Genomic DNA, 26,156 nt, shown 5'->3' with positions numbered 1-26,156 from the left:
GGGGCGGCGCCCGCCGCACATGAAAACTCGCCGACCCTGGTGCGGCTGTGCCTGCAACGCGAGACGTCGGCGAGTTCCTGCCCCCATTGTCCCGCGCGGGCCGCGAACAGGCAATACCGGCTGGGCATCCGCTGATCGCTTTGCATCGGCGACGGGGCAACCGCTTTGATGGACGACATGGCAGATACCGAAAAGACCAAGCCCGAGATCGAGGCCCCCGAAGGTCCCGCTCCCACCGAGCTCGAGATCGTCGACCTCGAGGTCGGCAGCGGCGCAGAGGCCGTTCCCGGTGCCACGGTCGACGTGCACTACGTCGGCGTGGGCTTCGACAGCGGCGAGGAGTTCGACTCGTCGTGGAGCCGCGGCCAGTCGATCCAGTTCCCGCTGCGCGGCCTCATCGCCGGCTGGCAGGAAGGGATCCCGGGCATGAAGGTCGGCGGTCGCCGCAAGCTGACCATCCCGCCGCACCTCGCGTACGGCCCCGCCGGCAGCGGTCACCCGCTGGGCGGCCAGACGCTGATCTTCGTCATCGACCTGCTCGGCGTGAAGTAGCCCGTTCCCGAGCTCTGCGTGTGCCCGTTCCCGGTCTGGGAACGGGCACACGTCGTTCAGGGCACGGGGTGCGCGGCGTCGTAGTGCCGGAACGAGCGCTGCGTGCGCATCAGCACGAAGATCAGGGCGACGATGAGGATGCCGCCGAGCACCGGCCCGGGCCAGAGGGCGACCGCGATGACGCTCATGAGGCCGATGTAGAGGTCGCCCACGCGCGGGCCGGCCGTCACGACGACGATGAACACGCTCTGGATGCGGCCGCGCATCGCATCGGGGGCGGATGCCTGCAGGATCGTGCCCCGGAAGATCGCGCTCACGTTGTCGGCGCCGCCCGCCACCAGCAGCGCGGCAGCGGCGGCGGCGAGCGCAGGAAGGTGCACGCCGTTCCACTGCTGCGACACCCGGCCGTGCCCCTCGAGACTCTGCACGAGCAGGACGAGCCCGAATGCGAGCATCGCGAAGCCGTAGACCGTGATGGCCCGCCCGACGGCACGGCCCTGCGCCCTCACCTGGCCGAGCGGCCCCGAGAAGACGCTCGAGAGCAGACCGCCGACGGCGTAGGCGGCGGTCAGCACACCGACCGTCACCGCCCCGCCGCCGATCAGCACCGCACCCGCGGCGGGGAAGAGCACACGGGGCTGGCCGAAGGTCATGGCGATGATGTCCGCGATGAACGAGGTGCGGATGTTGGCCGCCCGCCGCAGGAACCGCGCTCCCTCGACGAGCGATCGCAGTCCCGGGCGCTCGGCGCCGCCTTCCGGCACGATCGGCGGCAGCAGCACGACGGCCAGGAACGCGCAGGTGAACGTCACGACGTCGATCGAGAACGTCGGGCCATAGCCGACCGCGGCGACCAGGACGCCGGCGACCGCGGGGCCGACCGTGATCGTGATGCCGGAGGAGATGCCGTTCAGGGCGGATGCCGCGGGCAGCAGTTCGGTGCGCAGCAGGCGGGGAGTGATCGCCGTGTCGGCCGAGGCGAACACGGTGGCACCGACCGTGTTCGCCATCGTGAGCAGGTACAGCGGCCACACCGCCTCCGAGCCGGCCCAGGCGAGCGCGCAGATGCCGCCCGTGGAGGCCCAGGCGACGAGCGCCGAGATCAGCGCCACCCTGCGCCGATCGAACACGTCCGCGAGCATCCCGCCGTACAGGCCGAACACGACCATCGGCCCGAGCGCGAACAGGGCGACGAGCGAGACCGCGAGCGTCGACCCGGTGAGGTCGTAGATCTGCAGGCCGACCGCGACGACGGTGATCTGGCTGCCGATCCCGGCGATCGCATTTCCGCCCCACAGCCGTGCGAACGGCGGGCTCTCCCTGAGCGGGGTGAGGTCGACGAACAGTGAGCGGCGCGGCTTCTCGACGGCGGTGACGGGGGCGGGATGGTCCGGGTCGCTCACCGATCAAGGCTATGGCAGATAGGGCGCGAGCCGTGCTGCGAGCGGCGCCGCGAGCTTGCGCGCGTAACTCGCTGTGAGGTGGTGCGAATCGCGGTAGACGAGGGAGTCGCCGACGATGGCGGGGCAGCTGTCGGCGCAGAAATAGGGTGTCAGATCGATGAGCCTGGCCCGCGTCGTCGTGGCGGCGCGGAACGCCGCGACCCGGCCGGGCGAGCTCAGCGCCTCGGCGGCGGGCCGCGCGCAGGCCGTCGCGTCGTCGAGGTGCTGAGAGAGGCAGTCGATGGGGCTGGTGCCGAAGTCCGGGCTGTCGGCCAGCAGCAGCACCCGCGACTGCGCGGGGAGCCGGGCGATCGTGTCCTCGAGGCCCGCGGCCCATACCTTCTCGGCGCTCGAGCCCTTCGGCAGCTCCTCGTTCGCGTAGTCGGCGAGCACGATCACGGCGGGCGGGTGCGCCGTGAGCTGCGCGAGCACGTTCGCGCGCCACGCGTCGCAAGACGGGTACGGCGCGCCCGCCCGCACGTGCACGACGAGCGTCGACGCGCAGCCGCTCTTGGTCTGTGTGACCAGGCGGTCGCCGGATGACTCGACGGCCTTCTGCAGCCCGGGTGCCCACTGTGCCGCGGCCGAGTCGCCCCAGAGCACGACGGTGGGCGCCCCGGCCGGGCCGAAGGAGCACGGCTTCGGCCGCGACGCCGAGAAGTCGAGTTCGCAGCCGTCGGCATACAGCGACGGGTTGTCGTCGGGCGCGGCGGCGAGCGTCGGCTTGAGATTCGCGGGCACGAACGGCGTCGCATGCACGGGAACGGTGGGCGGCTGCTCTGCGACGTCGCGGCCGGAATGCAGGACGGGGTCGGCGGCAGCGAGCACCGCGATGGCGGATGCCGCAGCGAGCACCCCGCTGCCGGCGAGCGCCGCGAGCAGGCTGCGGCGCGGGCGCGCCGCGGTGAGCACGGCCGCATGCCGCACGCGGTGCTCGACCAGCCGGTGCAGCAGCCATGCGATCGGCACCGCGAGCGCCGCGAGCGCGAGCGTCACGGCGAGCGGCAGCGGCCGCTCGTACCCGACGGCGGCCTGCGGCAGCTGTTCGAGCGGCCAGTGCACGAGATACAGCGAGTACGAGATCGTGCCGACGAACACGACGGGCCGCAGCGACAGCAGCGAGCCGACGCCGCCGTGCGCCGGCACCTCTCCCGCCGCGATCACGGCGGCGGTGGCGAGCACGGGCAGCAGCGCCGCAGAGCCGGGGAAGGCCGTGTCGGCGCCATACCGCGCGCAGGCCGACACGATCCCGCCGAGCCCTGCCCAGCCGAGCGGCGTCGCGACCCGCGGTCGCAGCACCCTCCTCACCGCCGGAGCGGCGAGCGCCAGCACGCCGCCCGTGGCCAGCTCCCACGCGCGCGGCCAGAGCGCGAAGAACGCCCAGGGCTGATCCGTCTGCGTGAGCACGAGCCCGGCGGCGAACGAGAGCGCGGCGAACAGGCCGAGCGCGCCGGCGACCGCGCCCCGCCGGCGGCGCAGCAGAAGCCAGCCTGCGGCGAGCAGGGCCGGCCAGATCAGGTAGAACTGCTCCTCGACACCCAGCGACCAGTAGTGCTGGAACACCGAGGGCGTCGTGTTCGCGAGGTAGTCGGTTCCGCGCGCGGCGAAGACGTAGTTCGGTGCATAGAGCGCCACGGCGGCGGCATCCGCCATCGCCTGCGCGCGCAGGGTGGGCGGCACGAACAGGAAGACGCCGAGCGCCGTGAGGGCGAGGACGGCGAGCGACGCGGGCAGGATGCGGCGGGCACGGCGCGCGTAGAAGTCGGCGAAGCCGACGCGACCCGTCTCGTCGAGACGACGGACCAGCTGGCCGGTGATGAGGAAGCCCGAGACGACGAAGAACACGTCCACCCCGACGTAGCCGCCGCCGACGCCGGGCATCGCCGCGTGATCGAGGACGACAGCCGTGACCGCCACGGCCCGAAGCCCCTGGATGTCCCACCGCATCGCCTGCACGGCGGGCATCATGCCAACGCGAGGTGACTCGAACGTGAACCCGCCGGCCGCATCGAGAGGCGGTCATGCACTCTGTTAGACTGTGAAGGTTGCCGTCCAACGGCCGCGGAAAAAGAGAGCTCAGGCATCCCGCCCCGGGCACCGCGCAGCGAGAGAAAGGGGATCCCATCCATGGCGCTTGATGCAGAGGCCAAGAAGGCGATCATCGACGAGTACGCTACCCACCCCGGTGACACCGGATCCCCTGAGGTCCAGGTCGCGATCCTCACCAAGCGGATCAAGGACCTGACCGAGCACCTCAAGGAGCACAAGCACGACCACCACTCGCGTCGTGGTCTGCTGATCCTCGTCGGTCACCGCCGCCGTCTCCTCAGCTACCTGCAGGAGATCGACATCGCGCGCTACCGCGCGCTGATCGAGCGGCTGGGTCTGCGTCGATAAGCATCGACCGACCGCCTCTCATGGCTTCGAAAGGCCGCCGCCCCTTCTGGGGCGGCGGCCTTTCTCGTTCCTCTCGGCCACCGGTCTCACACGTGCCGTGCGGCGCTCGCCCAGCCGTGCGCCGCTAACCTGGCAGGATGCCTCGGCCCCGTCGTAAGCCCTTCCTGCGCTGGGCGCCGCTGCCGTGGGTCGCCCTGCTGCTGCTCATGCTCGTCACCGGCTCGCTGCACGACATGGGCGCGGATGCCGCCTACGTCGCCGGCATCGTCGTCACCGTGCTGTTCGCGGCAGCGCTCGTGGTCGGCGTCGTCGTCTCGGCGCGTCGGCGCGGGCCGAACTTCACGGCAGAGGGGCACCTGGCCACGCTCGAGGGGCTCGACCTCGTCGAGGTGCCCGCCATGGGGCATCCGATCACGGTCGCCGACGTGCGCCGGCATCAGATCGGCATCGGCGCCGCGATCGCGCGCACGTCGGGCGAGTTGCGCGCCCTGCTCGTGCCGGGCGCCGGCAATTGGTGGAATCTGCGCTGCGACGTCGCCGTCTATCTGCTCTCCGACGACGGGTTCCATCATGTCGGCCGGCTGGGCGACCAGGCCCAGGTCGCGTGGCAGAGCGAGCTCGACGAGCTGGGCGCCCATGGGCGCTACGCCGTCGTGCCCGCGGTGGTGTCGGGCGCCGAGCGCTCGTTCGCGCTCGATGTGCGCCTCGAAGGGCTGCGCGCCGGCCGCCAGGGGGTCGCCGCCTGATGTTCCGCCGCCACCCGATTCTCGCGCCGCTGACGATCGTCTACCTCGCGGTCGTCGCCTGGGTCACGCTGGGGCCGCAGCCGCTCGACAATCAGCGGCAGCAGTGGGTGGTGCTCGCGATCCGGGCCGCGCGCACGATCACCCGCCAGCACTGGCCCTCTGTGGCAGACGCGATCACCTACAACCATGTCGAGTTCGCGGCGAACGTCGCCATGTTCGCGCCGATCGGCCTGTTCCTCGTGCTGCTACTCGGGCGCCGCTTCTGGTGGGCGGCTGTTCTGCTGTGCGTCGCGATGACCGGCGCGATCGAGACGGCGCAGCGCTACATCCCGGGCCGCGTGTCCGACGTCCGCGATCTCGCCTCCAACAGCATCGGCGGCGTGCTCGGCGTCGTCGTCGCTCTGATCGTGACGATCCCCGCCTATCGGCGCGAGCGCGATCGGCACCGCATCCGCGAGCTCGAGGCAGAACTGTCGCGCTATCGCAACGTGGTCTGAGGGGTCACGGTGCCGCGCCGGGTCGTCAGCAGCGCGAGCAGAGCGTCGGCGGCGTCGCCCCGCCGGGGCGCGGCGATGACGGACAGCGTCCAGGTCGGGCCGCCGCGCAGCGGCACCGCCACGACGCCGGGCACGGCGACGGGAGTCAGGGTCGGCACGACGGCGATCCCGAGCCCTTCCGCCACGTAGCGCGGCACGGCCGGCAGCTCGGGCACGTCCGCGATCACGGCCCGTGGGCGGCCGAGGGCGTCGAACGCGCGGTCGACCACGACGCGGTTGCCGAAGCCGGGCGGCGTGTCCACGAAGCGCTCGTCGGCGAGCGCTTCGAGCGTGATCGTGCGGCGGTCGGCGAGCGGATGCGCCGTCGGCAGCACCGCGACGAAGCCGGTCTCGCCGAGCCGGACGGCATCGAGGCCCTGCAGCTCGCTGGGCGGCATGCCGACGAGGGCGAGATCGAGGCGCCCGCGGCGCACATCGTCGAGAAGGCCGGTCGAGCCCGTGGGCGAGACCGTCAGTCGCAGGTTGACGAGCGGATTCTCGCGGTGGAAGCGCCCGAGCAGGCCGGGGAGGTCGAAGAACTCCAGGCTCGAGAACATCCCGAGGCGCACGCGGCCGCGAAGCCCTGCCGCACCCGGCGCCGCCGCGCTCCGGATCCGGTCGATGGCCTCCAGCGCCGCGCGCGCGTCGGCGAGCGTGGCCTCGCCGAGCGCGGTCGGCTCGACGGAGCGCGTCGAGCGCTCGAAGAGCGGCGCGCCCAGCTCGGTCTCAAGGGCGCGGATCGCGGCGGAGACCGTCGACTGCGCAGCGAAGAGGCGGCGGGCCGCCCGCGTGAAGCTGCGCTCCTCGGCGACGGCGGCGAAGATCTCGAGTTGGCGGGCGTCCATAGCTGCATTATCGAAGATGGCGATTTGTCTGTCCAAGAATCTTCGCTCCTGATGATGAATACTGCGCTCTGCCCGATGGTTGTCGCGAGCATGAGCACACTGACCGCGCCCGCCACGCGCACCGCGCACCACACCGGCTTCTGGATCGTCGCCGGAGCGTTTCTCTTCTCCATGGCCTTCACGACGGTGCCCACGCCGCTGTACCCGATCTACGAGCAGCGCGACGGCTTCGGCGGCTTCGTCGTGACACTCGTCTTCGCCGCCTACGCCATCGGCGTCATGGTGGCGCTGTACCTCGCGGGGCACGTCAGCGACTGGCTCGGGCGCCGGCGCCTGCTGATCGCCTCGGTCGCGATCGAGGCGGTGGCCGCCGTGCTGTTCCTCGTGTGGAACGATCTGCCGGGCCTGCTCGTGGCCCGCTTCGTCTCCGGCGTCGGCGTCGGCACGCTGACCGCCACGGCGACGGCCTATCTCGCCGAGCTGCGCGCCGTCTCGCACCCCCACGAGGAGCGCGCGAAGGCCGCGACCGCAGCGACGGTCATCAACACGGGCGGCCTGGCGCTGGGGCCGCTCTTCGGCGGCCTGATCGCGCAGTTCCTGCCTGCCCCGATCGTCACCCCCTTCGTGGTCTTCCTCGTTCTGCTCGTCGCCGCTGTCGTGCTCGCGATCTTCGTTCCCGAGACGGTCGATGTGGCGAGCTCGCGCCGCCGCTACGCACCGCAGCGGGTCAGCGTCCCGCCCGAGGCCCGCGCGACCTTCGTCGCCGCCGCGATCGGCGCGGCCGCCGCCTTCAGCGCGCTCGGCTTCTTCACCGCGCTCACCGCGAGCATCGTGATCGGGCTGCTGCACCTCGGCGGGCACCTGATCGCCGGGCTCGTCGTCTTCGGCGTCATGGGCGCGAGCGCAGCCTCGCAGTTCGCGTTCGCGCGCGTTCAGGGCCGCCGCAAGCTGCAGCTCGGCATCGCGCTCATGGTCGTCGGTCTCGCCCTCGTCGCCGTCGTGGGGATCGCGCCGTCGCTCGCCCTGCTGCTGGTCGGCGGCATCGTCGCGGGCGCAGGGGTCGGGCTCGTCTTCGCCTCGTCGATCGGGGTGGCCGCGGCATCCGCACGCCCCGACAACCGCGGCGAGGTGCTCGCCGGAATGTTCCTCGCCGCCTACGCCGGGCTCAGCGCTCCGGTGATCGCGGTGGGTGTCGCGCTCGCCTTCTTCCCGATCTCGCGGGTGCTCGTCGTCTTCGCGCTCGCCGTGCTCGTCATCGTGGTGCTCGCCGCGGTGCCTCTGCTGCGCCGCCGCTGAGGCGCGCGAGACTGGGCGCATGGACACGCTCGTCAAGCAGGACCCGGCCGCCCCCGACGGATTCTTCGAGTCGGAGGCGGCCGGGCTGCGGTGGCTGGCCGAGGCGACGGCGACAGGGGGCGCGCGCGTCGCCGCCGTCATCGCCGTCTCCCCGGGGCGCATCGAGCTCGAGCGCATCCGACCGGCGCGCGCCACGCCGGAGGCGGCGCGCGCATTCGGCGCGGCGCTCGCGCGCACGCACGGTGCGGGGGCGGATGCCTTCGGGGCGCCCCCGCGCGGATGGGACGGCCCCGGGTTCATCGGCCGGCGGCCGCAGCTCTACGCGCGCGAGTCGAGCTGGGGCGGTTTCTACGCACGCGAGCGTGTCCGGCCGTTCCTCGACCTCGCCGAGGAAGCCGGCAGCGTGACGGCCGCCGAAGCCCGCGGCATCCGCGAGGCCTGCGAGCGGGTGGCGAGCGGAGCGTTCGACGACGACGAGGCGCCCGCGCGCATCCACGGCGATCTGTGGAACGGCAATCTGCTGTGGGACGACGCCGGGGGAGTGCTGATCGACCCTGCCGCCCACGGCGGCCACCGCGAGACCGACCTCGCCATGCTCGCCCTGTTCGGCGCGCCGCACCTCGGCGAGATCGTCGCGGGCTACGAGTCCGTCCACCCGCTGCGCGCGGGCTGGCGCGATCGGATTCCCGTGCACCAGCTGCACCCGCTGGCGGTGCACGCGGCCGGCTACGGTCGCGGCTACGGCGTCGAGCTCGCCGCGGCGGCGCGCGCGGTGCTCGCCCTTCCCGGCGTCTGATTCGGCCCTCCTGATAGGATCCCGCGTGTAGGGGCAGGCCGACAGGAAGCTGGTCCTCGGTGGTGGATTTCGGAGATCTCGCGCGCTGGCGAGGCATCCGCGCTCTTCTACTGGTGGCCAGCACGGGTGTGAGGAACACAGCCCCGCGCTCACTCCTGTCCGATCCCTGCTCCTCGTGTACGCCCGCGTCCGCAACACGGCGGCGCGGAAAACTCAAAGGAGTACGACCTCAATGGAAGGTCCCGAAATCAAGTTCGCCGAAGCCGTGCTCGACAACGGCAAGTTCGGCAAGCGCGTCGTCCGGTTCGAGACCGGCCGCCTCGCGCAGCAGGCGCAGGGCGCCGTCGCCGCCTACCTCGACGAGGAGACGATGCTGCTGTCCGCCACGAGCGTCAGCAAGCAGCCCAAAGACCAGTTCGACTTCTTCCCGCTGACCGTCGACGTCGAAGAGCGCTCGTACGCCGCGGGCAAGATCCCCGGCTCGTTCTTCCGCCGCGAGGGCCGCCCCTCGACCGAGGCGATCCTCGTCTGCCGTCTCATCGACCGCCCCCTGCGCCCCTCCTTCGTCGACGGGCTGCGCAACGAGGTGCAGATCGTCATCACCGTCCTCTCGATCGCGCCCGACGAGTTCTACGACGCGCTCGCGATCAGCGCGGCCTCCGCGTCGACCCAGATCTCCGGCCTGCCGTTCAGCGGGCCGATCGCGGGTGTGCGCCTCGCGCTCATCGACGACCAGTGGGTCGCCTTCCCCAAGCACTCGCAGCTTGAGAACGCCGTGTTCGACATCGTCGTGGCGGGCCGTGTCGTGACCGATGCCGCCGGCAACGACGACGTCGCGATCATGATGGTCGAGGCCGAGGCCACCGAGCACAGCTGGGACCTCATCAAGGCCGGCGCGACCAAGCCCTCAGAGGACGTCGTCGCGCAGGGTCTCGAGGCCGCCAAGCCGTTCATCCGCACCCTGGTGGAGGCGCAGGCGAAGCTCGCCACGCAGTCCGCCAAGGAGGTCCAGGACTACCCGGTCTTCCTGCCCTACACGGCCGAGACCTATGCGGCCGTCGAGTCGCTGGCCCTCGCCGAGCTCGGCCCGGTCTACCAGATCGCCGACAAGATCGAGCGCCAGAACGCCGACGACGCTCTCAAGGCGCGCGTCAAGGAGGGCATCGCCGCCAAGGTCGAGGCGGGCGAGCTGCCCGAGTCGGCCCTCGGTGAGGTCTCGGCCGCCTACAAGTCGGTCTCGAAGAAGGTCATGCGCGGGCGCGTCCTCTCCGAGGGCGTCCGCATCGACGGCCGCGGCCTGCGCGACATCCGCCCGCTGGACGCCGAGGTGCAGGTCATCCCGCGCGTGCACGGCTCGGCCATCTTCCAGCGCGGCGAGACCCAGATCCTGGGCGTGACCACGCTGAACATGCTGAAGATGGAGCAGCAGATCGACTCGCTGACCCCGGTCACGAGCAAGCGCTACCTGCACCACTACAACTTCCCGCCCTACTCGACCGGCGAGACCGGCCGCGTGGGCAGCCCGAAGCGACGCGAGATCGGCCACGGCTTCCTGGCCGAGCGCGCGCTCGTCCCGGTGCTGCCGTCGCGCGAGGAGTTCCCCTACGCGATCCGTCAGGTCTCCGAGGCGCTCGGCTCGAACGGCTCGACCTCGATGGGCTCGGTCTGCGCCTCGACGCTGTCGCTGCTCAATGCGGGCGTGCCGCTGAAGGCGCCGGTCGCGGGCATCGCGATGGGCCTCATCTCCGAGACGGTCGACGGCGAGACGAAGTACGCCGCTCTCACCGACATCCTCGGCGCAGAGGACGCGCTGGGCGACATGGACTTCAAGGTCGCCGGCACGAGCGAGTTCGTCACCGCGATCCAGCTCGACACCAAGCTCGACGGCATCCCGTCGTCGGTCCTCGCCGGCGCCCTGCAGCAGGCGCACGACGCCCGCATCACGATCCTGGGCGTCATCAACCAGGCGATCGACGGCCCCGATGAGATGGCTCCGACCGCTCCGCGCGTCATCAGCGTGCAGATCCCGACCGACAAGATCGGCGAGCTGATCGGCCCGAAGGGCAAGACGATCAACGCCATCCAGGACGAGACCGGCGCTGAGATCTCGATCGAAGAGGACGGCACCGTCTACATCGGCGCGACCGACGGGCCGAGCGCTGAGGCCGCGCGTGCGCAGGTCAACGCGATCGCGAACCCGACCAACCCCGAGGTCGGCGAGCAGTTCCTGGGCACGGTCGTCAAGATCGCGACCTTCGGCGCGTTCATCTCGCTGCTGCCCGGCAAGGACGGCCTGCTGCACATCTCCGAGGTGCGCAAGCTCGCCGGCGGCAAGCGCGTCGAGAACGTCGAGGACGTGCTCGGCGTCGGTCAGAAGATCCTCGTCGAGATCACGAAGATCGACGACCGCGGCAAGCTCTCGCTCGCCCCGGTGGTCGCCGAGGCCGAGGCTGAGGCGCCGGCCGCAGAGGCGGCCGCCGCGGCCGAGTAAGGCGCGTCGATCCACTGACGAACGGATGCCTGCCCCGAGACTCTCGGGGCAGGCATCCGCCGTCTCACCCTGCGCTGCGACACTGCGCTGTCCGGCTGGGGAACTTTTCATAACGGTTGCGCGATTCCGCCCTCCCGATGTCGGCGGCGTGACATAACCTCATCGCATGGGGGCGGTGCGGGGGCACTCTTCCCAGAGGGGAAGGGGGTGCGCGTGAGCGACTATTCGCCGGTGGCCGCGCGAGAGCACCTCGGCCATTCCTCGCGCGGTGCGGCGGGGCGTTCAGAGCCCGACTCCGACGCGCTGTTCCAGGCAGACGACACGGCGGCCACGCGCCCCGTGCCGATCATCGCCGAGCGGCTCATCGGCGAGACCGACCTCTCGGCCTTTCCCCTCACGCTCGGCACCGCCCGGCTCGCGACGGTCGACGAGGTGACCGCCGCGCGCATCCTGCATCGCTTCGTGACACGCGGCGGCAGCCTCTACGACGTCGGCGACGACGACGGCTCTGGGCGCAGCCAGGAGCTCGTCGGCGGCTGGCTCGCGGCGAACCGCCCGCACAAGATCATCACCATGCTCACGCCGTCCCTGCAGCGCGACGGCGGCCGGGCCAGCGGCGCGCACCGGCTGGTGCGCGCCGTCCACGCGGCGCTGGCGCGGCTCGGGCGCGACCGCGTCGATCTGCTCATGCTCGACTTCCGTGAGGCGGCCGGCCTCGGCATCGCGGCAGGTGAGCTGCTCAGCGCGGGCGGCGAGCTCATCACGGCGGGCACGGTCGGCCGGCTCGGCGCCAGCGGCGTGACCGGCGCAGAGCTCCTCGAGGCGCGGGTGCTCGCGGGCGGCGGTCTGCCGCCCATTGCGGCCGTGCGGCTCGAATGGAGCATCACCGATCGCACGAGCCACGAGGCCGAGTTGCGCATGGCCGCCGCGGCTCAGCAGCTCGCGCTTCTGCCCGATGCCACCAGGGTGTCGTCGGCGCTGGCGAGCCCCTCGCTGCCGCAGAAGGTGCTCGCGGGCCGGGCGCGTAGCGGGAAGGCGACCCAGGCGGTCAACGCGCGGGTCATTGCTCCCGCCCCGGAGCGTGCGGCCGACGTGTTCGCGGGGCGCGGCCGCGAGCACCGCATCGGTCTCGCACTCGACCGCGTCTCCGGTGAGCTGGGGGTGGCTCCCGCCACCTCGCAGCTGGCGTGGCTGCTCGCCAAGCGCGGTGTGGTCGCGCCGATCGTGCGCGTGACCAGGCCCGAGCAGGTCGACACGTTGATGGATGCGGCCGTGGTCCGCCTCACGCGCGCCCAGATGCTCGAGCTCGACCGGGCCGTCGAGGCCGGCCGCTGACGAGCAGGCCGCGCAGGCGGGTCGCATGACCCGGCGCGGTCACGGCGCGAGCGCCGCGGCGGTGCTACGCCGTCAGGCGCTGCGAGCCCGCACCGGCGTCGCGCTCGGCGATGATCCGCTCGACCGCGCGGGCGAGCGCCCGATAGGCGCGTTCGGGGTCACCGACGTTGCTGCCCGAGAGCGCGCCGTCGCGGAAGAGGATCAGATCGTCGACGGCGTCCTCGCGTGACGCGTTGCCGAGCTCCGTGACGAGTTCGGTGACGAGGGCGCGCTCCCAGGCGCGGTGGCGTGAGACCGCCTGGCGCACCGGGTGGGCGGGGTCGCCGAACTGCGCGGCGGCGTTGATGAACGGGCAGCCGTGGAAGCCCGGGCGCGTGGCGATCTGCCCGATCAGCGTCGCGAGGGCGCGCAGCACATCGGCCGGGTCGGTGAGGCTCGCGCGCGCCTCGTCGATGAGGTGCTTGGCGCGCAGATGCCGGCCCTCGACATAGGCGACGATGAGCAGGTCCTTCGAGCGGTAGTGCTTGTAGAACGTGGCCTTGGTGACGTGCGCCTCGTTGATGATGCGATCGACGCCGACCGTGTGGATGCCCTCTGTGTAGAACAGCCGATCGGCCACCTCGAGGATCTTGAGCTTCGCCGGGGCGGGCGGCCGGGGGGCGACGGCTGTCGAAGTCATGCAGCGAGTCCTTCTGACGGGCTGTAAAAAGTGCTGGTCGCGCATGAGATCCAGCGGGGTGCGCGGGGGAAGTGCAGGGCGCCAGTATATCTAGACCAACGGCCTAGAGTCCTCTTTCCGGGGGACAGCGCGTCTCCGCGTGTCACAAAGTCCGACGGCCGACCGCCGCGGTGCGGCGTGCGTCGGCCTCACCCTAGAGTGGCAGGTGATGAACGGCGCTGTGTCTCTTCCTCTCGACCTGACGGAGCTGGCGTTCGCCGCATCCGGTGACGCGCTGGTGCGTCGCACGGTGCTGCCGAACGGCGCCCGCGTCCTCAGCGAGCGCGTACCGGGCGCCCGCAGCGCGACGGTGGGCTTCTGGGTCACAGTCGGCTCACGCGACGAGACCGGCGCCGACGCCGCGCACAGCGCGAGCTTCGGCTCGACGCACTTCCTCGAGCATCTGCTGTTCAAGGGCACGCCGTCGCGCTCCACCCTCGAGATCGCGGTCTCGTTCGATGCCGTGGGCGGTGAGCACAACGCCGCCACGAGCAAGGAGTACACCTGCTACTACGCCAAGGTGCAGGACAAGGACCTGCCGATGGCGGTCGAGGTCATCGGCGACATGATCACGTCGAGCCTGATCGATCCTGACGAGTTCGACAACGAGCGCCAGGTCATCCTGGAAGAGCTGGCGATGGCCGACGACGACCCGGCCGACGCCGCGAGTGAGCAGCTCTACCGGTCCGTGCTGTCGGGGCATCCGCTCGGCCGCCCGATCGGCGGCGATCCGGCGGCGATCCGCGCAGCCACGCGTGACGGGGTCTGGCAGCACTACCGCGCCACGCACCGCCCCGAGCACCTGGTGATCGCGGCCGCCGGCGCCGTCGACCACGACCGTCTCGTCGCCGACGTCACGGCGGCGCTCGCCCGCGGCGGCTTCGCCGATGAGGCCGCACCGGCTCCGCGCCGCCCGGTGGCGCCCGCCGAACTCGGGTACCGACCGGCTGTGGTGACGATCCAGCGCCCCGTCGAGCAGGTGAATCTGTTCCTCGGCGTGCCCGGGCTCGTCGCGACCGACGAGCGGCGCACGGCCCTCGCCGTTCTCAACTCGGTGCTGGGCGGCGGCATGTCGAGCCGGCTCTTCCAGGAGATCCGCGAGAAGCGCGGGCTCGCCTACTCCGTGTACTCGTTCGCAGCGGGATTCGCCGACGCCGGACTGTTCGGCGTTTACGCCGGCTGCGCCCCGCACAAGGCGCCGCAGGTCGTTGAGCTCGCCCGCGACGAGCTCGCGCGCATCGCCGAGTACGGCATCACGGGCGAGGAGCTGCGCCGCGCCGTCGGCCAGCTCTCGGGCGGCAGCGCGCTCGCGCTCGAGGACTCCGACACGCGCATGACCCGGCTCGGCCGCGCCGAGATCACGATGGGCGAGTTCGCCGATCTCGACGAGACCCTGCGCCGCCTCGCGCTGGTCAGCGCCGCCGACGTTCAGGCTCTCGCGGCGGAATTCGCCGCCGTAACGCCGACGCTCGCCGCGGTCGGTGATGTGGCTGCCGACGACTTCGCGGGGGTGGGGCTGCGATGACGCATTATCTGTACCTCGTCCGACACGGCGAGCAGCAGGACGCCGAGCACGGCATGCAGGACGGCCCGCTGTCGCCACGTGGCATTCGCCAGGTCCGGATGCTGGCTGATCGCCTCGGGGGAGTGCCGTTCACCGGCGCCTACCACTCGCCCCTGACGCGCGGAGAGCAGACGGCCCGAGTCCTCGCTGAGCGACTGCCCGCCATCGAGCCCGAGCCGTCCAACCTGCTCTTCGACTGCATTCCCTCTGGCCCCGAGCCCGGCACGCCGAAGTCGTTCGAACCGTTCTTCCACGGCGTCAGCGAAGCGCAGATCGAGGCGGGGCACGCGCAGATGGACGACGCCGTCGCCGAGTTCCTGTCGCCCTCCCGGGCCGAGCGTCACGACCTTCTGATCACCCACAACTTCGTGATCGCATGGTTCGTGCGCGAGGTGCTCGATGCGCCGACCTGGCGGTGGCTCGGGCTCAACGCGGCGAACGCGTCGCTCACGGTCATCCGCCATCGCCCCGCGAAGAAGCCCGAGCTGCTCGTCTTCAACGACCTCGGCCACCTGCCCGCCGAGTTGCGCACGGGTCTGCCCGAGCCGCTGCCGTTCTGAGCGGTCAGCCGAGGTCCTTCCGGAACCACGTCGTCGCGTTGCCGTTGTCGTTGTACGCGGGGATCGAGACGTAGCCGCTCGACGTGTAGAGCCGGTTCGCGGCCACGAGGCTCGCGTTCGTGTCGAGCACGACCGTCGTGGCGCCGCTGCGCGCTGCGCGGTGTTCCAGCTCGGCGAGCAGGGCGCGCCCGGTGCCGCGCCCCCGCCCGGCATCCCGCACCCACAGGTGCTTCACCTCCCACACGACGCGGGGGCTGCCGAGCACGTCGTCGGCGAGCCGGCGGATGCCGCCGCAGCCGATCGCCCGCCCGTCGTCGTCGAGCGCCAGCACGAACTCGCCGAGCGGCGGAGTGAACACGGCCGGGTCGGGGAGCTTCACGACGTAGCCGTCGGCGACGGGGAAGGTTGCGGAGCGGTACTCGAAGTACTCCGTAAGGAGCTCCTGGGCGCGCGCATCGGTCACGGGCACGGATTCGAAGGGCATGGCACCCAACACTAAACTCGACGACATGACGATCCGCGTGGCCGTGGTCGGCGCGACCGGCAAGCTGGGCTCGGCGGCGACCGCTCTTCTCGAGCGCACGGACGGCTTCGAGGTGGTCGCGCGGCTCGGCTCGACGAGCGAGCTCGCCGAGATGCTGGGCGCGGGGGATGCCGCGAGCGATGTCGTCCTCGACGTGACACTGCCCCAGGTGAGCCCGACCGTGGTCGAGTACGCGGTCACGCACGGGCGCAACGTCGTCGTGGGCACGTCCGGCTGGTCGGCCGAGCGGCTCGCGGGCCTCACCACGCTGCTCGCGCGGCACCCCGAGCGGGGCGTCGTCGTGATCCCGAACTTCTCTCTCGGCAGCGCCCTGGGCACCGCCTTCGCGGCGGCGGCGAGCCGCTTCTTCGACGCGATCGAGATCGTCGAGACGCACGGCGCCGGGAAGGTCGACTCCCCGTCGGGAACCGCTGTGCGCACGGCCGAGCTGATCCAGGCGGCGCGCGGCGATCTCGGCCCCGTCTCCGCCCCGCACATCGACCAGCGCGCCCGCGGTCAGCAGGTGGGCAGCGTGCCGATCCACAGCCTGCGCCTGCCGGGCGTCTCCGCCCGGCAGGAGGTCACCTTCGGCGCCGAGGGTGAGACCCTCGTGATCAGCCACAACGTCATCGGGGCGAGCGCGTACTCCGCGGGCATCCTGCTCGCGCTGCGGGCGGCGGCGGAGCGCACCGGGCTGACGGTCGGCCTCGACGCCCTGGTCGACCTCGGCATCGCCCCCGGCGAGCGATGAGGAATCGGCTCGCCGCGCTGTTCATGGCGCTGCTGCTGCTGCTCTACATCGTGATCGCGGGGCAGCGCGCGGTTCTGCTCTTCGAGGCGGGCACCGTGCTGGGCGTCGTCGCCGGCTGTGCACTAATCGTGTTCCCGCTGATCGCGATCTGGGCGCTCGGGCGTGAGCTGTGGTTCGGATTCCAGACCGAGAAGCTCGTGAAGCTGCTCGCGGCAGAGGGCGGCCTTCCCGTCGAGAGTGCCGTCACGGCATCCGGCCGTCCCGTGCGCGCCGTCGCCGACGAGGAGTTCCCGCGTTACAAGGCCGAGGTGGAGGCCGAGCCGGGCAGCTGGCGTGCGTGGTTCCGGCTGGGGCTCGCCTATGACGCGTCCGGCGACCGCCGGCGGGCCCGGTGGGCTCTGCGCGAAGCCATCAGACTGTCCCGCTCGGCTCCCGCGAAACCGTAGGCTTCTTCAGGTGACCTCTTCCCCTGAAGCAGCGCTCGTCGACGGCCTGATCGAGGCGATCCCCGATTTCCCCGAGCCCGGTATCGTGTTCCGCGATCTGACCCCCGTCTTCGCGGACGGCCCGGCGCTCAAGGCGCTCGCCACGGCGGTCACCGCACCCTTCGAGGGGCGGTTCGACTCGATCGGCGGGCTCGAGGCGCGCGGATTCCTGATCGCAGGCGCCGCCTCCATCGTGTCCGGCGCCGGCGTGCTGAGCGTGCGCAAGGCGGGCAAGCTGCCGCGCGCGGTCCTCAGCCAGGAGTACACGCTCGAGTACGGCACCGCCGCCCTCGAGGTGCACGTCGACCAGCTGCCGAAGGGCAGCCGCGTGCTGATCGTCGACGACGTCCTCGCGACGGGCGGCACGGCCCTCGCCGCGGTGAACCTCATCGAGCGCGCGGGCTGGCACGTGGCCGGCTTCGGCGCGGCCCTCGAGCTCGACGGCCTCGGCGGCCGCGCAAAGCTCGAGGCCCGCGGCGTCGAGACCTTCTCGCTGCTCTGCTACTGACCCGCGCGGGCTCGAGACGCCATGCCGGCGGCGCAGTCGCGTATCAGCCGGCGAGGCGCCGCTGCTCGGCGTCTCCGTCCTGTTGCGTGAGGTCGTTGCCGACGGCGGCGAGGAACGCGAGGCTCTCGGCGGCGCGTGAGCCGTGCGGTGCGGTGTAGAGAACGAGGCGCTGGTCACGGTCGGCGAGGTAAAGGGTGTCGCAGTCGACGGTGATCGGGCCGACGACGGGGTGGTCGAACGTCTTCGTCAGCGTGGGAACGGACTGCACATCGCCGTGTCGCTGCCACAACCGCGAGAACAGCGGGCTGCGATCGCGGAGCTCTGCGACAAGGGCCGCGATCGCGGGGTCCTCCGGGTATCGGGCGAGGGCCGTACGCAGTTCGACGACGGTCTGCTCCCGAAACTGCGCCGCGTCGGAGATGCCGTAGGGCGGGCCGTCGAACGAATACTCGGGAAGAAACGCCCGGCGCGCGAGGTTCCGGTCCTCCGGCGCGCTCGCCCCGAAGTCCTCCATCAGCATGGCCGCGAGCGGGTTCCAGGCGAGAACGTCGAACGCTGCCGACATCACGAAACCGGCAGTCAGCGGAATCCGCTCGAGCAACGCGAGGATGCTGGGGCGAACCTGGCGTTCGTGGAGGCGGCGACGGTTCGGGGCGGTGCCGGCCAGCAGATGCAGATGATCGGACTCGTCGACCGAGAGCCGCAGCGCACCGGCGATCCCCGCGAGAACATCCGACGACGGACGGGGCGCCCGCCCCTGTTCGAGCCGAACGTAGTACTCGGTCGAGATGTGCGCCAGGACGGCGACCTCTTCGCGGCGAAGCCCCGCTGTGCGGCGGCGAGTCCCGGCCGGCAGGCCGACGTCTTCCGGGCTCACGCGTTCGCGTCGGGAGCGGAGGAACGCGCCGAGCTCCTGCTTGTCCATAGCTCCAGTCTGCGCTCATGGCTGTTGACGAGGGTGGTACAGACGGTGCCTGAATACGGCGCGCGGGAATGTTCGACGCTGACCGTATGACAGATCAGAACACCAACGCGCCGATCGGCCTCCTCGCAGGGAAGGCCATCCTCATCACCGGGGCAAGCCGTGGCATCGGCGCCGCGGCCGGGCGCCTGTTCGCCGCGGAAGGCGCCGCCGTTGTCCTGGCGGCCCGCAGCACGGACACCCTCGAGGCGCTCGTCTCCGAGATCCGGCAGCACGGCGGCACCGCCGACGCCGTGACCATGGACCTTGCCGACCGCGACAGCATCCGCGACGGTGTCGAGCAGGCTGGGCGGCTGCTCGGCCGCCTCGACGGGGCGTTCAACAACGCGGGGATCGCACAGCGGCCGGGTCCGCTGGACACGACGTCCGACGCTGACATCGACGACCAGTTCGCCGTGAACTTCCGTGCGCACTGGGTCGCGATGAACGCCGAAGCAGGACTGATGCGCGCCTCCGGCGGAGGGGCGATCGTGAACACCTCGAGCATCGGCAGCCGCCGAGCGAACCCGTTCCTGCCTGCCTACGGGGCGATGAAGCGGGCGCTGAACAGCCTCACCGAGTCTGCTGCCGTCAGCTGGGCAGCGGAGGGCATCCGCGTGAACGGCATCACCCCTGGCGGCACGGCCACGGAGATGATGCTGGAGTGGGACAAGGCCACACCGGGCGTGATCGAATCGAACATTGCGGCCACGCCCCTCGGGCGCATGGCCGAGCCTCGGGAAGTCGCCGAGGCCGCGGCCTGGCTGCTCAGTGACCGCGCCGCCATGGTCACCGGCGCGATCCTGCCCGTCGACGGCGGTGCGGGCGCGTAGCCGACTTCTCCCTGCCACGCATTCCGGCGGGTCTCAGCGTCGTCGGACGCCGCTGGCCCGTCTCTCGGCCGGCACGGCGCGCAGGCCGTCGAGTGCCAGATCGATGGCCGCGATCGCCCGCTCCGAATCGGCATCGGATCGGGACAGCAGGGAGGTGCCCTGGGCGAGGGTGAGAAGGAGCTGCGCTTGCACGTCTGCCGGCGCGGCATCGGACACCTCGCCGCGCTTTTGAGCCTCGCGCAACGCGTCTTCCACGAGACTCCGGAAGCGAGTGAACGAGTCGTGTGCGAGCGCAGTGGCTTCCGGATCCTGGGGCACGAGCTCGACGACGGTGTTGCCCATCATGCAGCCGTGCGGGCTGCCCGGCTCTGTCGCGATCGCTCCCAGCTGCGCCGGCAGAACGAGGACTTCCCTCAATGCCGGTAGCAGAGGCACCGAGCCGAGTGCCTCGGTCAGCTGTGCCTCGTACTCGCTCCAGTACAGCTGTACGGCCTGCAGGTACAGGCGGCGCTTGTCCCCGAACGCGGCGTAGAGGCTGCCTCGCTCCACCGCGAGGCCGTCGACGAGATCCTGGATCGAGGTGCCGCCATAGCCGGCATTCCAGAAGATGTCGCGCGCGCGCCGCAGCGCGGCCGCGGTGTCAAAGGCGCGGGGGCGTCCGGTTCGGGGCATATGTCCACTCTATGACTTCTTGCACAAGCGTTCCGGAAGTCGTATAGCCTGAGTCGAGATATATGGAACGCATGCACGGAAGTCTCTGTGTGCGCGACGAACGACATGGACAGGAGTCGGCGTGAAGGATTTCCGACAGGAATACGGGCAGTACGCGATCGTCACGGGCGCATCATCGGGTCTCGGCGAGGAGTTCGCCCGTCAGTTGGCCGCCGCCGGCGTCAACCTCATCCTCGTGGCACGGCGGGCCGCGCGACTGGAACGCCTCTCAGCCGAACTCACGCGAAGCCACGGCACCCTCAATGAGGTCGTCGCCCTCGATCTGCTGGAGCCCGGCGCCGTGGACGAACTCATGCGCCGAACCGCGCATCTCGACGTGGGCATGCTGATCGCCAGCGCAGGCGTCGCCCTCGCGGGCCCGCTGGTCGAGCACGCCGTCGACGACGAACTCGATGTGTTCACGCTTCACGGCGCAGTGACCCTGCGGCTGGCACACGGCTTCGGGCAAGCCTTCGCTGCACGTGGTCGGGGCGCGCTCGTTCTGATCTCCTCAAGCATCGCGGCGGGCGCCGTGCCGTTCCAAGCCAATTACGCGGCCGTGAAGGCCTACGTGCTCTCGCTCGGCCAGGCGCTGCACTACGAGTTGAAGAGCACGGGCGTCGACGTTCTCGTGCTCGCCCCTGGCCAGACCGAGACGGAGGGGTTGGGGAAGATCCGCGGGATCGACTTCGACAAGATGCCGGGTGGGGCCAAGATGTCGCCTGCAAAGGCGGTGAGCGCGGCCCTGCACGCGCTCGGCAGGCGTGCCGTCGTGATCCCCGGCGCGATGAACAAGGTGGCAGACGCGTTGAGCAAGCACCTCATGACGCGCGGCGCCGCGGCGCGGATGTACGGCTCGATCATCGGCCGCGCCCTGACCGACGAGGCGCGGAGCGAGGCATGAGCAGGGTCGTCGTCCGTGAAGGGTTCGGCGGCCCCGAGGTGCTCCGCGTGCGCCATGTCCCCGAGCCTCACGCGGGGCGCGGAGAGATCCGGATCAGCGTGCACGCGGCCGGGTTGAATCCACTGGATTGGCAGCTCGCCGCGATGCCCGCTCTGGCCGGCCGATTCGGCCTCGGCGCTCGCGCAGGTTTTGGCAGCGATCTGGCCGGAGTGGTGGATGAGGTGGGCCCGGGTGCCGAGCACGCCGGGTTCCGCGTCGGCGACCGCGTCTACGGCGGCCTCATGGGCCGGGCGGTGGCCGATGCCGTCGTCGTCGCTGTCCCGGTCGCGGCCCCGAACCTGCTTCGGCTCATACCCGATGGCGTCGATGAGGACTCGGCGGCTGCCCTGCCGACGCCGGGCCTCACCGCAGTCGCAGCGGTGGACGCCGTCGCGCCGAGGGCCTCCGACACGATCCTCGTCGGGGGCGCTGCCGGCGGTGTCGGTGTGCTCGCCGTTCAGTTGGCACGACTGTCGGGAGCCACTGTGATCGGCACGTCGTCGGAGGCCACCTTTCCGTTCCTTCAGCGACTGGGTGCCCTCCCGATCGCGTACGGCCCGGGTCTGTCCGACCGCGTGCGGGCGCTCGGGCCCCACAGGGTTACCGCGGCGATCGACGTGCACGGCGTAGAGGCGGCCGAGGCCGCCCTCGAACTCGGCGTCGACCCGCGGCGCGTCGTGACCGTCGCAGCCGGCGCCCGCCTCCCCACCGTTCAGTCCACGGGGGCGCACGCCGCCGGCCCCGACGCCCTTCAGCGGATCGAAGCGGCCATCCTCGACGGCCACATAGCCGTCCCTATCGCCGAGAGGTTCCCGATCGAGAGCATTCAGGACGCCGTCGCAATGCAGGCCGCCGGGCACGCCCACGGGAAGATCCTGATCGCCTTCCCGTAGAGCCGGATCCCTCAGCCCGCTAGGCGAGCGTCGCCTCGAGGGTGATGGGCACCCCCGCGAGCGCCTTCGAGACGGGGCATCCGGCCTTCGCCGCCTGCGCGATCTGCTGGAACTCGTCCTCCGAGATGCCGGGCACCTCGGCATCGACCACGAGGTGGCTGCCGGTGATGCCGCCCTGCGAGATGTCGAAGGTCACGGCGGCCCTGGCCGACACGCGGGTGGCGGTGTGACCCGCGGTGGCGAGCTCGTTCGAGAACGCCATCGCGAAGCAGCCGGCGTGGGCGGCGGCGAGCAGCTCCTCGGGCGTCGAGACGCCGTTCTCGCCTTCCGACCGGGCCTTCCAGTTGTATGAGAAGGTCGCGAGCCCCGACGAGTCGAGGGTGATGCTTCCGCTGCCGCTCGGCAGATCGCCGTTCCATACGGCCGATGCGTTGCTCGTGAGAGCCATGGTTGCCTCCTTGGTTCGTCGGCCGCGCCCGTCGTCGGGGCGGTCCCTGTTCAGCCTAGGAGCGGCAACGGGCTATGCGGCAGATCCCGTTCCGCGGCGGATGACGCCTGCGCGCACGAGCAGCAGGTACATCTGGCAGCCGAGGCAGTAGCCGAAGACGGAGTTGAGGAACGCGGCGACGAACGCAAGCGCGGCGGCGACCACCACGATGACCGGGAACCAGATTCCGAGGACGACCCCGAGGCCCGTGATGATGAGCCCGACGAGCTGGGCGAAGGTCGGGGGAGCGGGGTCCTCGAGCTCGGCCGGCGGTGCGAGCCGCGGTCGCAGCGCCGCGCGGTAGAGAGCGCCGTAGGGGTGCCGCTGCACGCCGGCGACTGCGCCCCACAGGAACAGCACCGCGATCACGACGAGCAGGATCCAGGCGGCCAGCTGCAGGCCGACGAGCCCCAGCACGATGTCGACGGCGAGCAGGACGGCGGTGATGCCGGCCGAGAAGCGCGGGCCGCGCGGGTCGATGCCCTGCGTTCCCGGCAGAGGGCGGAGGTCAGGCTGCGACACGGTCGTCTCCAGGTGTGTTCAGGATTTCGGCGAGGGATGCTTCGAGCTCGGCCGGCCGCGGAGCGCCGCCGATCCGCGCCCGCACGGCTCCGCGGCCGTCGAGCAGCAGAGTCGTCGGCGTCTGCAGCACGTTGAACCGCTGCGCGAGCTCCGGGGAGTGCGTCAGGTCGACGTCGACGTGCTCGACGCCCTCCGTGCGGTCGGCGAGGCCGCCGAGCAGGCGGCGCGTCGCCGGGCAGTACGCGCAGAACTCCGTGGAGAACTGCAGCAGGGTCGCCTTCTCGCCGAAGGAGCCGTCGGCGCCGACATCCGCAGGCGTCACGACCTCTGCGTCGTCGCGCCCGCGCGTCGTGACGCGCCCGGTGCGCGCCTTCCAGACGAGGCCGACGACGGTCGTGACGGCGACGAGGCCGACGACGGCGAGGACTGCTGCGAGAGGGGACATATCACCCTCAACGCTACGTTCGCCGCTGCGAGCTGGGGTGGGAGGTGACGAATCATGACGGAGTCCCACGTGGGGCGACCCGGTAACCTGAGTTGCATGTCGACGCCCGAGAACCCGTTCGGCCAGGTGCTCACCGCCCTGGTCACCCCGATGACCGCCGATGGCGAGGTCGACTGGGCCGGGTTCGAGAAGCACGTCGACGCCGTCATCGCGGGTGGCTCCGACGGCATCGTGGTCTCGGGCACGACGGGTGAGACCTCGACCCTGACGGACGCCGAGAAGCTGCGCGCGATCGAGGTCGCGAAGGACGTGGCAGCGGGGCGCGCCAAGATCATCCAGGCGGGCGGCTCGAACGAGACCGCGCACGCCATCGAGCTCTACACCAAGAGCGAGAAGCTCGGCATCGACGGCGTCATGATCGTGACGCCGTACTACAACAAGCCGACCCAGGCGGGCATCCTCACGCACTTCCGCTACATCGCCGACGCGACCGACCTTCCGGTCATCCTCTACGACATCCCCGGTCGCACGGGCGTTCCCATCAAGTACGAGACCCTGCTCGCGGCCGCCAAGCACCCCAACATCGTCGCCGTCAAGGACGCCAAGGGCGACTTCGCCGAGGTGAGCCGCGTGCTCAACAACACCGAGCTGCTCTACTTCTCGGGCGACGACAGCAATGTCCTGCCGCACCTCTCCATCGGGGCCGTCGGCCTCATCGGCGTGACGGCCAACATCACGGCCCGGCCGTACCGCACCATCGTCGACGCCGTGAACCGCGGCGATCTGGCGACCGCGACCGAGCAGCACAAGAAGCTCGAGCCGCTGGTGCGCGCCGTCATGACGCACATCCCGGGCACGGTGTCGGCGAAGTACATCCTGCACGGCCTCGGCCGCATCCAGTCGCCTCGCGTGCGGCTGCCGCTCGTCGGGCCCGAAGACGCCGAGGCGGCGATCATCGAGAACGAGCTCAGCCTCGTCCGCGACGTCGAGGGCGTCGACTTCCACAACTTCCGCCCCGACCGCAATGCGGCCGCAGGGGGCGCCCTGCCCAAGGTCGCCGGCGCCACACGCTGAGCGCACCGTCGGGTCAGGCATCCGTATACAGAAGAGAAGGACCCATGGCAGAAGCCGTCTTCGACCCGCCCGCACTTGAGCCGCACACGCTGCGGGTCTTCCCGACCGGCGGCCTCGGCGAGGTCGGGCGCAACATGACGGTCTTCGAGATCGACGGCAAGATCCTCATCGTCGACTGCGGCGTGCTCTTCCCCGAGCCGGACCAGCTGGGCGTCGACCTGATCCTCCCCGACTTCGGGCCGATCCGGAACCGGCTCGATGATGTCATCGGCATCGTGCTCACGCACGGGCACGAGGACCACATCGGCGCCGTGCCCTATCTGCTCAAGCTGCGCGGCGACATCCCGCTGATCGGCTCGGGTCTCACGCTCGCGCTCGTCGAGGCGAAGCTCAAAGAGCACCGCATCAAGCCCTACACGCTCCAGGTCAGAGAGGGCGACGTCGAGACGCTCGGCCCGTTCACCCTCGAGTTCATCGCGGTCAACCACTCCATTCCCGACGCATTGGCCGTCGCCGTCACGACATGGGCCGGCGTCGTGCTGCACACCGGCGACTTCAAGATGGACCAGCTGCCGCTCGACGGGCGCCTCACCGACCTGCGCGCGTTCTCGCGGCTCGGCGAGAACGGCGTCGACCTGTTCCTGCCCGACTCGACGAATGCCGATGTGCCCGGCTTCACGCCGATCGAGCGCGAGATCGGCCCCGTGCTCGCCAACGTCATCGCCAACGCGCCGCGCCGCGTCGTGGTCGCGAGCTTCTCGAGCCACGTGCACCGCGTGCAGCAGGTGCTCGACGCGGCCGCTCAGCACGGCCGCCGCGTCGCTCTGCTCGGCCGCTCCATGGTGCGCAACATGGGCATCGCCGCCGAGCTCGGCTATCTCAAGGTCCCCGACGGCGTGCTGATCGACTACAAGAAGGCCGCAGACCTCCCCGAGAACAAGATCGTCTACATGTCGACGGGTTCGCAGGGCGAGCCCATGGCGGTCCTCGCCCGCATGGCGAACCTCGATCACCAGATCGAGCTCGGCCCCGGGGACACCGTGATCCTCGCCTCGAGCCTGATCCCCGGCAACGAGAACTCGGTCTACCGGGTGATCGACGGCCTCACGAAGCTGGGCGCGACGGTCGTGCACAAGGGCAATGCCAAGGTGCACGTCTCCGGCCACGCCTCGGCCGGCGAGCTGCTGTACTGCTACAACATCCTGAAGCCGTCGTTCGTCATGCCGGTGCACGGCGAGTACCGGCATCTGGATGCCAGCGCCAAGCTCGCCCGCCAGACGGGCATCCCCGCCGAGAACACGATCCTCGCCTCGAACGGCACGGTGGTCGATCTGCACGAGGGCGTGGCGCGGGTCGTCGGCCAGCTCGACATCGGCTACGTCTACGTCGACGGGTCGAGCGTCGGCGAGATCACGGATGCCGACCTCAAGGACCGCCGGATCCTCGGCGAAGAGGGGTTCATCTCGGTCATCGTCGTCGTCGAGGCGGCGACCGGGCGCATCGTCGCGGGCCCCGAGATCCACGCCCGCGGTTTCGCCGAGGACGACGCGGTGTTCAACGACGTCAAGCCGAAGATCGCCGCCGCGCTGAAGGAGGCGGCGGGCAACGGCGTGCGCGACAACCACGCGCTCACCCAGCTCGTCAGGCGCACTGTCGGCCGCTGGGTGAACACGAGCTACCGCCGCCGCCCCATGATCGTGCCGCTGGTCATCGAGGCGTAGAGCGAGACTCTCCGGCCCCAT

The 26,156-nt window shown here is 71.0% G+C and carries 28 protein-coding genes; 18 read left to right on the top strand and 10 right to left on the bottom strand.

Annotated features, from left to right (window positions below; all coding sequences use genetic code 11):
• Positions 1 to 177: 177 nt before the first annotated feature.
• Positions 178 to 552, top strand: a complete 375-nt coding sequence (locus tag ABD716_RS01560; protein WP_344773087.1) for an FKBP-type peptidyl-prolyl cis-trans isomerase — start codon at positions 178 to 180, stop codon at positions 550 to 552.
• Positions 553 to 608: 56 nt separating this feature from the next.
• Here ABD716_RS01560 and ABD716_RS01555 read toward each other — a convergent pair whose 3' ends face one another.
• Both ABD716_RS01555 and ABD716_RS01550 read right to left on the bottom strand, forming a co-directional pair.
• Positions 609 to 1,955: an MFS transporter gene (locus ABD716_RS01555; RefSeq protein WP_344773085.1), complete on the bottom strand. Its 1,347-nt coding sequence runs from the start codon at positions 1,953 to 1,955 to the stop codon at positions 609 to 611.
• A gap of 9 nt (positions 1,956 to 1,964) precedes the next feature.
• Positions 1,965 to 3,959, bottom strand: a complete 1,995-nt coding sequence (locus ABD716_RS01550) for an acyltransferase family protein (protein ID WP_344773083.1) — start codon at positions 3,957 to 3,959, stop codon at positions 1,965 to 1,967.
• A 162-nt stretch (positions 3,960 to 4,121) separates the two neighbouring features.
• On the opposite strand from ABD716_RS01550, the gene rpsO reads away from it, so the two are divergent.
• From rpsO to ABD716_RS01535, 3 genes are all read left to right on the top strand, one after another.
• The gene (gene rpsO / locus ABD716_RS01545) at positions 4,122 to 4,391 is read left to right on the top strand and encodes a 30S ribosomal protein S15 (RefSeq protein ID WP_344773081.1); all 270 of its coding nucleotides are present in this window, start codon (positions 4,122 to 4,124) and stop codon (positions 4,389 to 4,391) included.
• 137 nt (positions 4,392 to 4,528) lie between these two features.
• Entirely contained in the window at positions 4,529 to 5,137 is a 609-nt protein-coding gene (locus tag ABD716_RS01540) for a hypothetical protein (RefSeq protein WP_344773079.1), read from the top strand.
• Positions 5,137 to 5,634, top strand: coding sequence for a VanZ family protein (locus ABD716_RS01535; RefSeq protein WP_344773077.1), 498 nt, complete (start codon positions 5,137 to 5,139; stop codon positions 5,632 to 5,634). The genes ABD716_RS01540 and ABD716_RS01535 overlap by 1 nt, the downstream gene beginning before the upstream one ends.
• Here the strand turns inward: ABD716_RS01535 and ABD716_RS01530 are convergent.
• Positions 5,616 to 6,518 (bottom strand): LysR family transcriptional regulator, encoded by a 903-nt coding sequence (locus ABD716_RS01530; RefSeq protein ID WP_344773075.1) that lies wholly within the window; start codon positions 6,516 to 6,518, stop codon positions 5,616 to 5,618. The genes ABD716_RS01535 and ABD716_RS01530 overlap by 19 nt on opposite strands.
• A 90-nt stretch (positions 6,519 to 6,608) precedes the next feature.
• Between ABD716_RS01530 and ABD716_RS01525 the strand changes: the two genes are divergently transcribed.
• The 4 genes from ABD716_RS01525 (at position 6,609) to ABD716_RS01510 (ending at position 12,436) form a co-directional block, all read left to right on the top strand.
• On the top strand, positions 6,609 to 7,814 hold the full coding sequence (locus tag ABD716_RS01525) for an MFS transporter (RefSeq protein WP_344773073.1): 1,206 nt from the start codon (positions 6,609 to 6,611) through the stop codon (positions 7,812 to 7,814).
• 19 nt (positions 7,815 to 7,833) lie between these two features.
• Positions 7,834 to 8,610, top strand: a complete 777-nt coding sequence (locus tag ABD716_RS01520) for a fructosamine kinase family protein (protein WP_344773071.1) — start codon at positions 7,834 to 7,836, stop codon at positions 8,608 to 8,610.
• A gap of 232 nt (positions 8,611 to 8,842) precedes the next feature.
• Positions 8,843 to 11,101 carry a polyribonucleotide nucleotidyltransferase gene (locus ABD716_RS01515; protein WP_344773069.1) on the top strand — a complete coding sequence of 753 codons (2,259 nt, stop codon included), beginning with the start codon at positions 8,843 to 8,845 and terminating at the stop codon, positions 11,099 to 11,101.
• Positions 11,102 to 11,314: 213 nt separating this feature from the next.
• A complete protein-coding gene (locus ABD716_RS01510; protein ID WP_344773067.1) occupies positions 11,315 to 12,436 on the top strand; it encodes an aldo/keto reductase in 1,122 nt (373 codons plus the stop codon).
• 64 nt (positions 12,437 to 12,500) lie between these two features.
• Here the strand turns inward: ABD716_RS01510 and ABD716_RS01505 are convergent, their stop codons facing one another.
• Complete coding sequence (locus ABD716_RS01505) at positions 12,501 to 13,115, bottom strand: TetR/AcrR family transcriptional regulator (protein WP_344773065.1); 615 nt, start codon at positions 13,113 to 13,115, stop codon at positions 12,501 to 12,503.
• A 208-nt stretch (positions 13,116 to 13,323) separates the two neighbouring features.
• Between ABD716_RS01505 and ABD716_RS01500 the strand changes: the two genes are divergently transcribed.
• Both ABD716_RS01500 and ABD716_RS01495 read left to right on the top strand, forming a co-directional pair.
• Complete coding sequence (locus tag ABD716_RS01500) at positions 13,324 to 14,679, top strand: M16 family metallopeptidase (RefSeq protein ID WP_344773063.1); 1,356 nt, start codon at positions 13,324 to 13,326, stop codon at positions 14,677 to 14,679.
• On the top strand, positions 14,676 to 15,278 hold the full coding sequence (locus ABD716_RS01495) for a histidine phosphatase family protein (RefSeq protein WP_344773061.1): 603 nt from the start codon (positions 14,676 to 14,678) through the stop codon (positions 15,276 to 15,278). The genes ABD716_RS01500 and ABD716_RS01495 overlap by 4 nt, the downstream gene beginning before the upstream one ends.
• A gap of 4 nt (positions 15,279 to 15,282) precedes the next feature.
• On the opposite strand, the gene ABD716_RS01490 is transcribed toward ABD716_RS01495, so the two are convergent.
• A complete protein-coding gene (locus ABD716_RS01490; protein WP_344773059.1) occupies positions 15,283 to 15,762 on the bottom strand; it encodes a GNAT family N-acetyltransferase in 480 nt (159 codons plus the stop codon).
• 25 nt (positions 15,763 to 15,787) lie between these two features.
• On the opposite strand from ABD716_RS01490, the gene dapB reads away from it, so the two are divergent.
• Genes dapB through ABD716_RS01475 form a run of 3 tightly spaced genes read left to right on the top strand, consistent with a single transcriptional unit; the run spans position 15,788 to position 17,545 of the window.
• Positions 15,788 to 16,552 (top strand): 4-hydroxy-tetrahydrodipicolinate reductase, encoded by a 765-nt coding sequence (gene dapB, locus ABD716_RS01485; protein WP_344773057.1) that lies wholly within the window; start codon positions 15,788 to 15,790, stop codon positions 16,550 to 16,552.
• Complete coding sequence (locus ABD716_RS01480; RefSeq protein ID WP_344773055.1) at positions 16,549 to 16,998, top strand: hypothetical protein; 450 nt, start codon at positions 16,549 to 16,551, stop codon at positions 16,996 to 16,998. Before dapB ends, ABD716_RS01480 begins: the two co-directional genes overlap by 4 nt.
• 10 nt (positions 16,999 to 17,008) lie before the next feature.
• Entirely contained in the window at positions 17,009 to 17,545 is a 537-nt protein-coding gene (locus tag ABD716_RS01475; protein ID WP_344773053.1) for an adenine phosphoribosyltransferase, read from the top strand.
• Between the two features lie 43 nt (positions 17,546 to 17,588).
• On the opposite strand, the gene ABD716_RS01470 is transcribed toward ABD716_RS01475, so the two are convergent.
• Positions 17,589 to 18,470: a helix-turn-helix transcriptional regulator gene (locus tag ABD716_RS01470; RefSeq protein ID WP_344773052.1), complete on the bottom strand. Its 882-nt coding sequence runs from the start codon at positions 18,468 to 18,470 to the stop codon at positions 17,589 to 17,591.
• A gap of 86 nt (positions 18,471 to 18,556) precedes the next feature.
• Here ABD716_RS01470 and ABD716_RS01465 point away from each other — a divergent pair, with 86 nt between their 5' ends.
• Positions 18,557 to 19,339: an SDR family NAD(P)-dependent oxidoreductase gene (locus ABD716_RS01465; protein WP_344773051.1), complete on the top strand. Its 783-nt coding sequence runs from the start codon at positions 18,557 to 18,559 to the stop codon at positions 19,337 to 19,339.
• Positions 19,340 to 19,372: 33 nt separating this feature from the next.
• Here ABD716_RS01465 and ABD716_RS01460 read toward each other — a convergent pair whose 3' ends face one another.
• A complete protein-coding gene (locus ABD716_RS01460) occupies positions 19,373 to 20,011 on the bottom strand; it encodes a TetR/AcrR family transcriptional regulator (protein ID WP_344773050.1) in 639 nt (212 codons plus the stop codon).
• A gap of 121 nt (positions 20,012 to 20,132) precedes the next feature.
• Here ABD716_RS01460 and ABD716_RS01455 point away from each other — a divergent pair, with 121 nt between their 5' ends.
• Complete coding sequence (locus ABD716_RS01455) at positions 20,133 to 20,954, top strand: SDR family NAD(P)-dependent oxidoreductase (RefSeq protein WP_344773049.1); 822 nt, start codon at positions 20,133 to 20,135, stop codon at positions 20,952 to 20,954.
• Positions 20,951 to 21,886, top strand: a complete 936-nt coding sequence (locus ABD716_RS01450) for an alcohol dehydrogenase catalytic domain-containing protein (protein ID WP_344773048.1) — start codon at positions 20,951 to 20,953, stop codon at positions 21,884 to 21,886. The genes ABD716_RS01455 and ABD716_RS01450 overlap by 4 nt, the downstream gene beginning before the upstream one ends.
• Positions 21,887 to 21,905: 19 nt before the next feature.
• Here the strand turns inward: ABD716_RS01450 and ABD716_RS01445 are convergent, their stop codons facing one another.
• The 3 genes from ABD716_RS01445 to ABD716_RS01435 form a co-directional block, all read right to left on the bottom strand.
• Positions 21,906 to 22,334 (bottom strand): OsmC family protein, encoded by a 429-nt coding sequence (locus ABD716_RS01445; RefSeq protein WP_344773047.1) that lies wholly within the window; start codon positions 22,332 to 22,334, stop codon positions 21,906 to 21,908.
• 72 nt (positions 22,335 to 22,406) lie between these two features.
• Entirely contained in the window at positions 22,407 to 22,895 is a 489-nt protein-coding gene (locus ABD716_RS01440; protein ID WP_344773046.1) for a DUF4395 domain-containing protein, read from the bottom strand.
• On the bottom strand, positions 22,882 to 23,340 hold the full coding sequence (locus ABD716_RS01435) for a TlpA family protein disulfide reductase (RefSeq protein WP_344773044.1): 459 nt from the start codon (positions 23,338 to 23,340) through the stop codon (positions 22,882 to 22,884). Before ABD716_RS01435 ends, ABD716_RS01440 begins: the two co-directional genes overlap by 14 nt.
• 96 nt (positions 23,341 to 23,436) lie before the next feature.
• Here ABD716_RS01435 and dapA point away from each other — a divergent pair, with 96 nt between their 5' ends.
• A complete protein-coding gene (dapA, locus tag ABD716_RS01430; RefSeq protein ID WP_344773042.1) occupies positions 23,437 to 24,414 on the top strand; it encodes a 4-hydroxy-tetrahydrodipicolinate synthase in 978 nt (325 codons plus the stop codon).
• Between the two features lie 44 nt (positions 24,415 to 24,458).
• On the top strand, positions 24,459 to 26,135 hold the full coding sequence (locus tag ABD716_RS01425) for a ribonuclease J (RefSeq protein ID WP_344773040.1): 1,677 nt from the start codon (positions 24,459 to 24,461) through the stop codon (positions 26,133 to 26,135).
• The last annotated feature ends 21 nt before the right edge of the window (positions 26,136 to 26,156 follow it).

Origin of the sequence: Gryllotalpicola kribbensis (genome assembly GCF_039538245.1) — a bacterium.
In the GTDB taxonomy this organism is placed as follows: domain Bacteria; phylum Actinomycetota; class Actinomycetes; order Actinomycetales; family Microbacteriaceae; genus Gryllotalpicola; species Gryllotalpicola kribbensis.
Note: the sequence above shows the minus strand (reverse complement) of the source record. Positions and strands in the feature narration are given on the sequence as shown.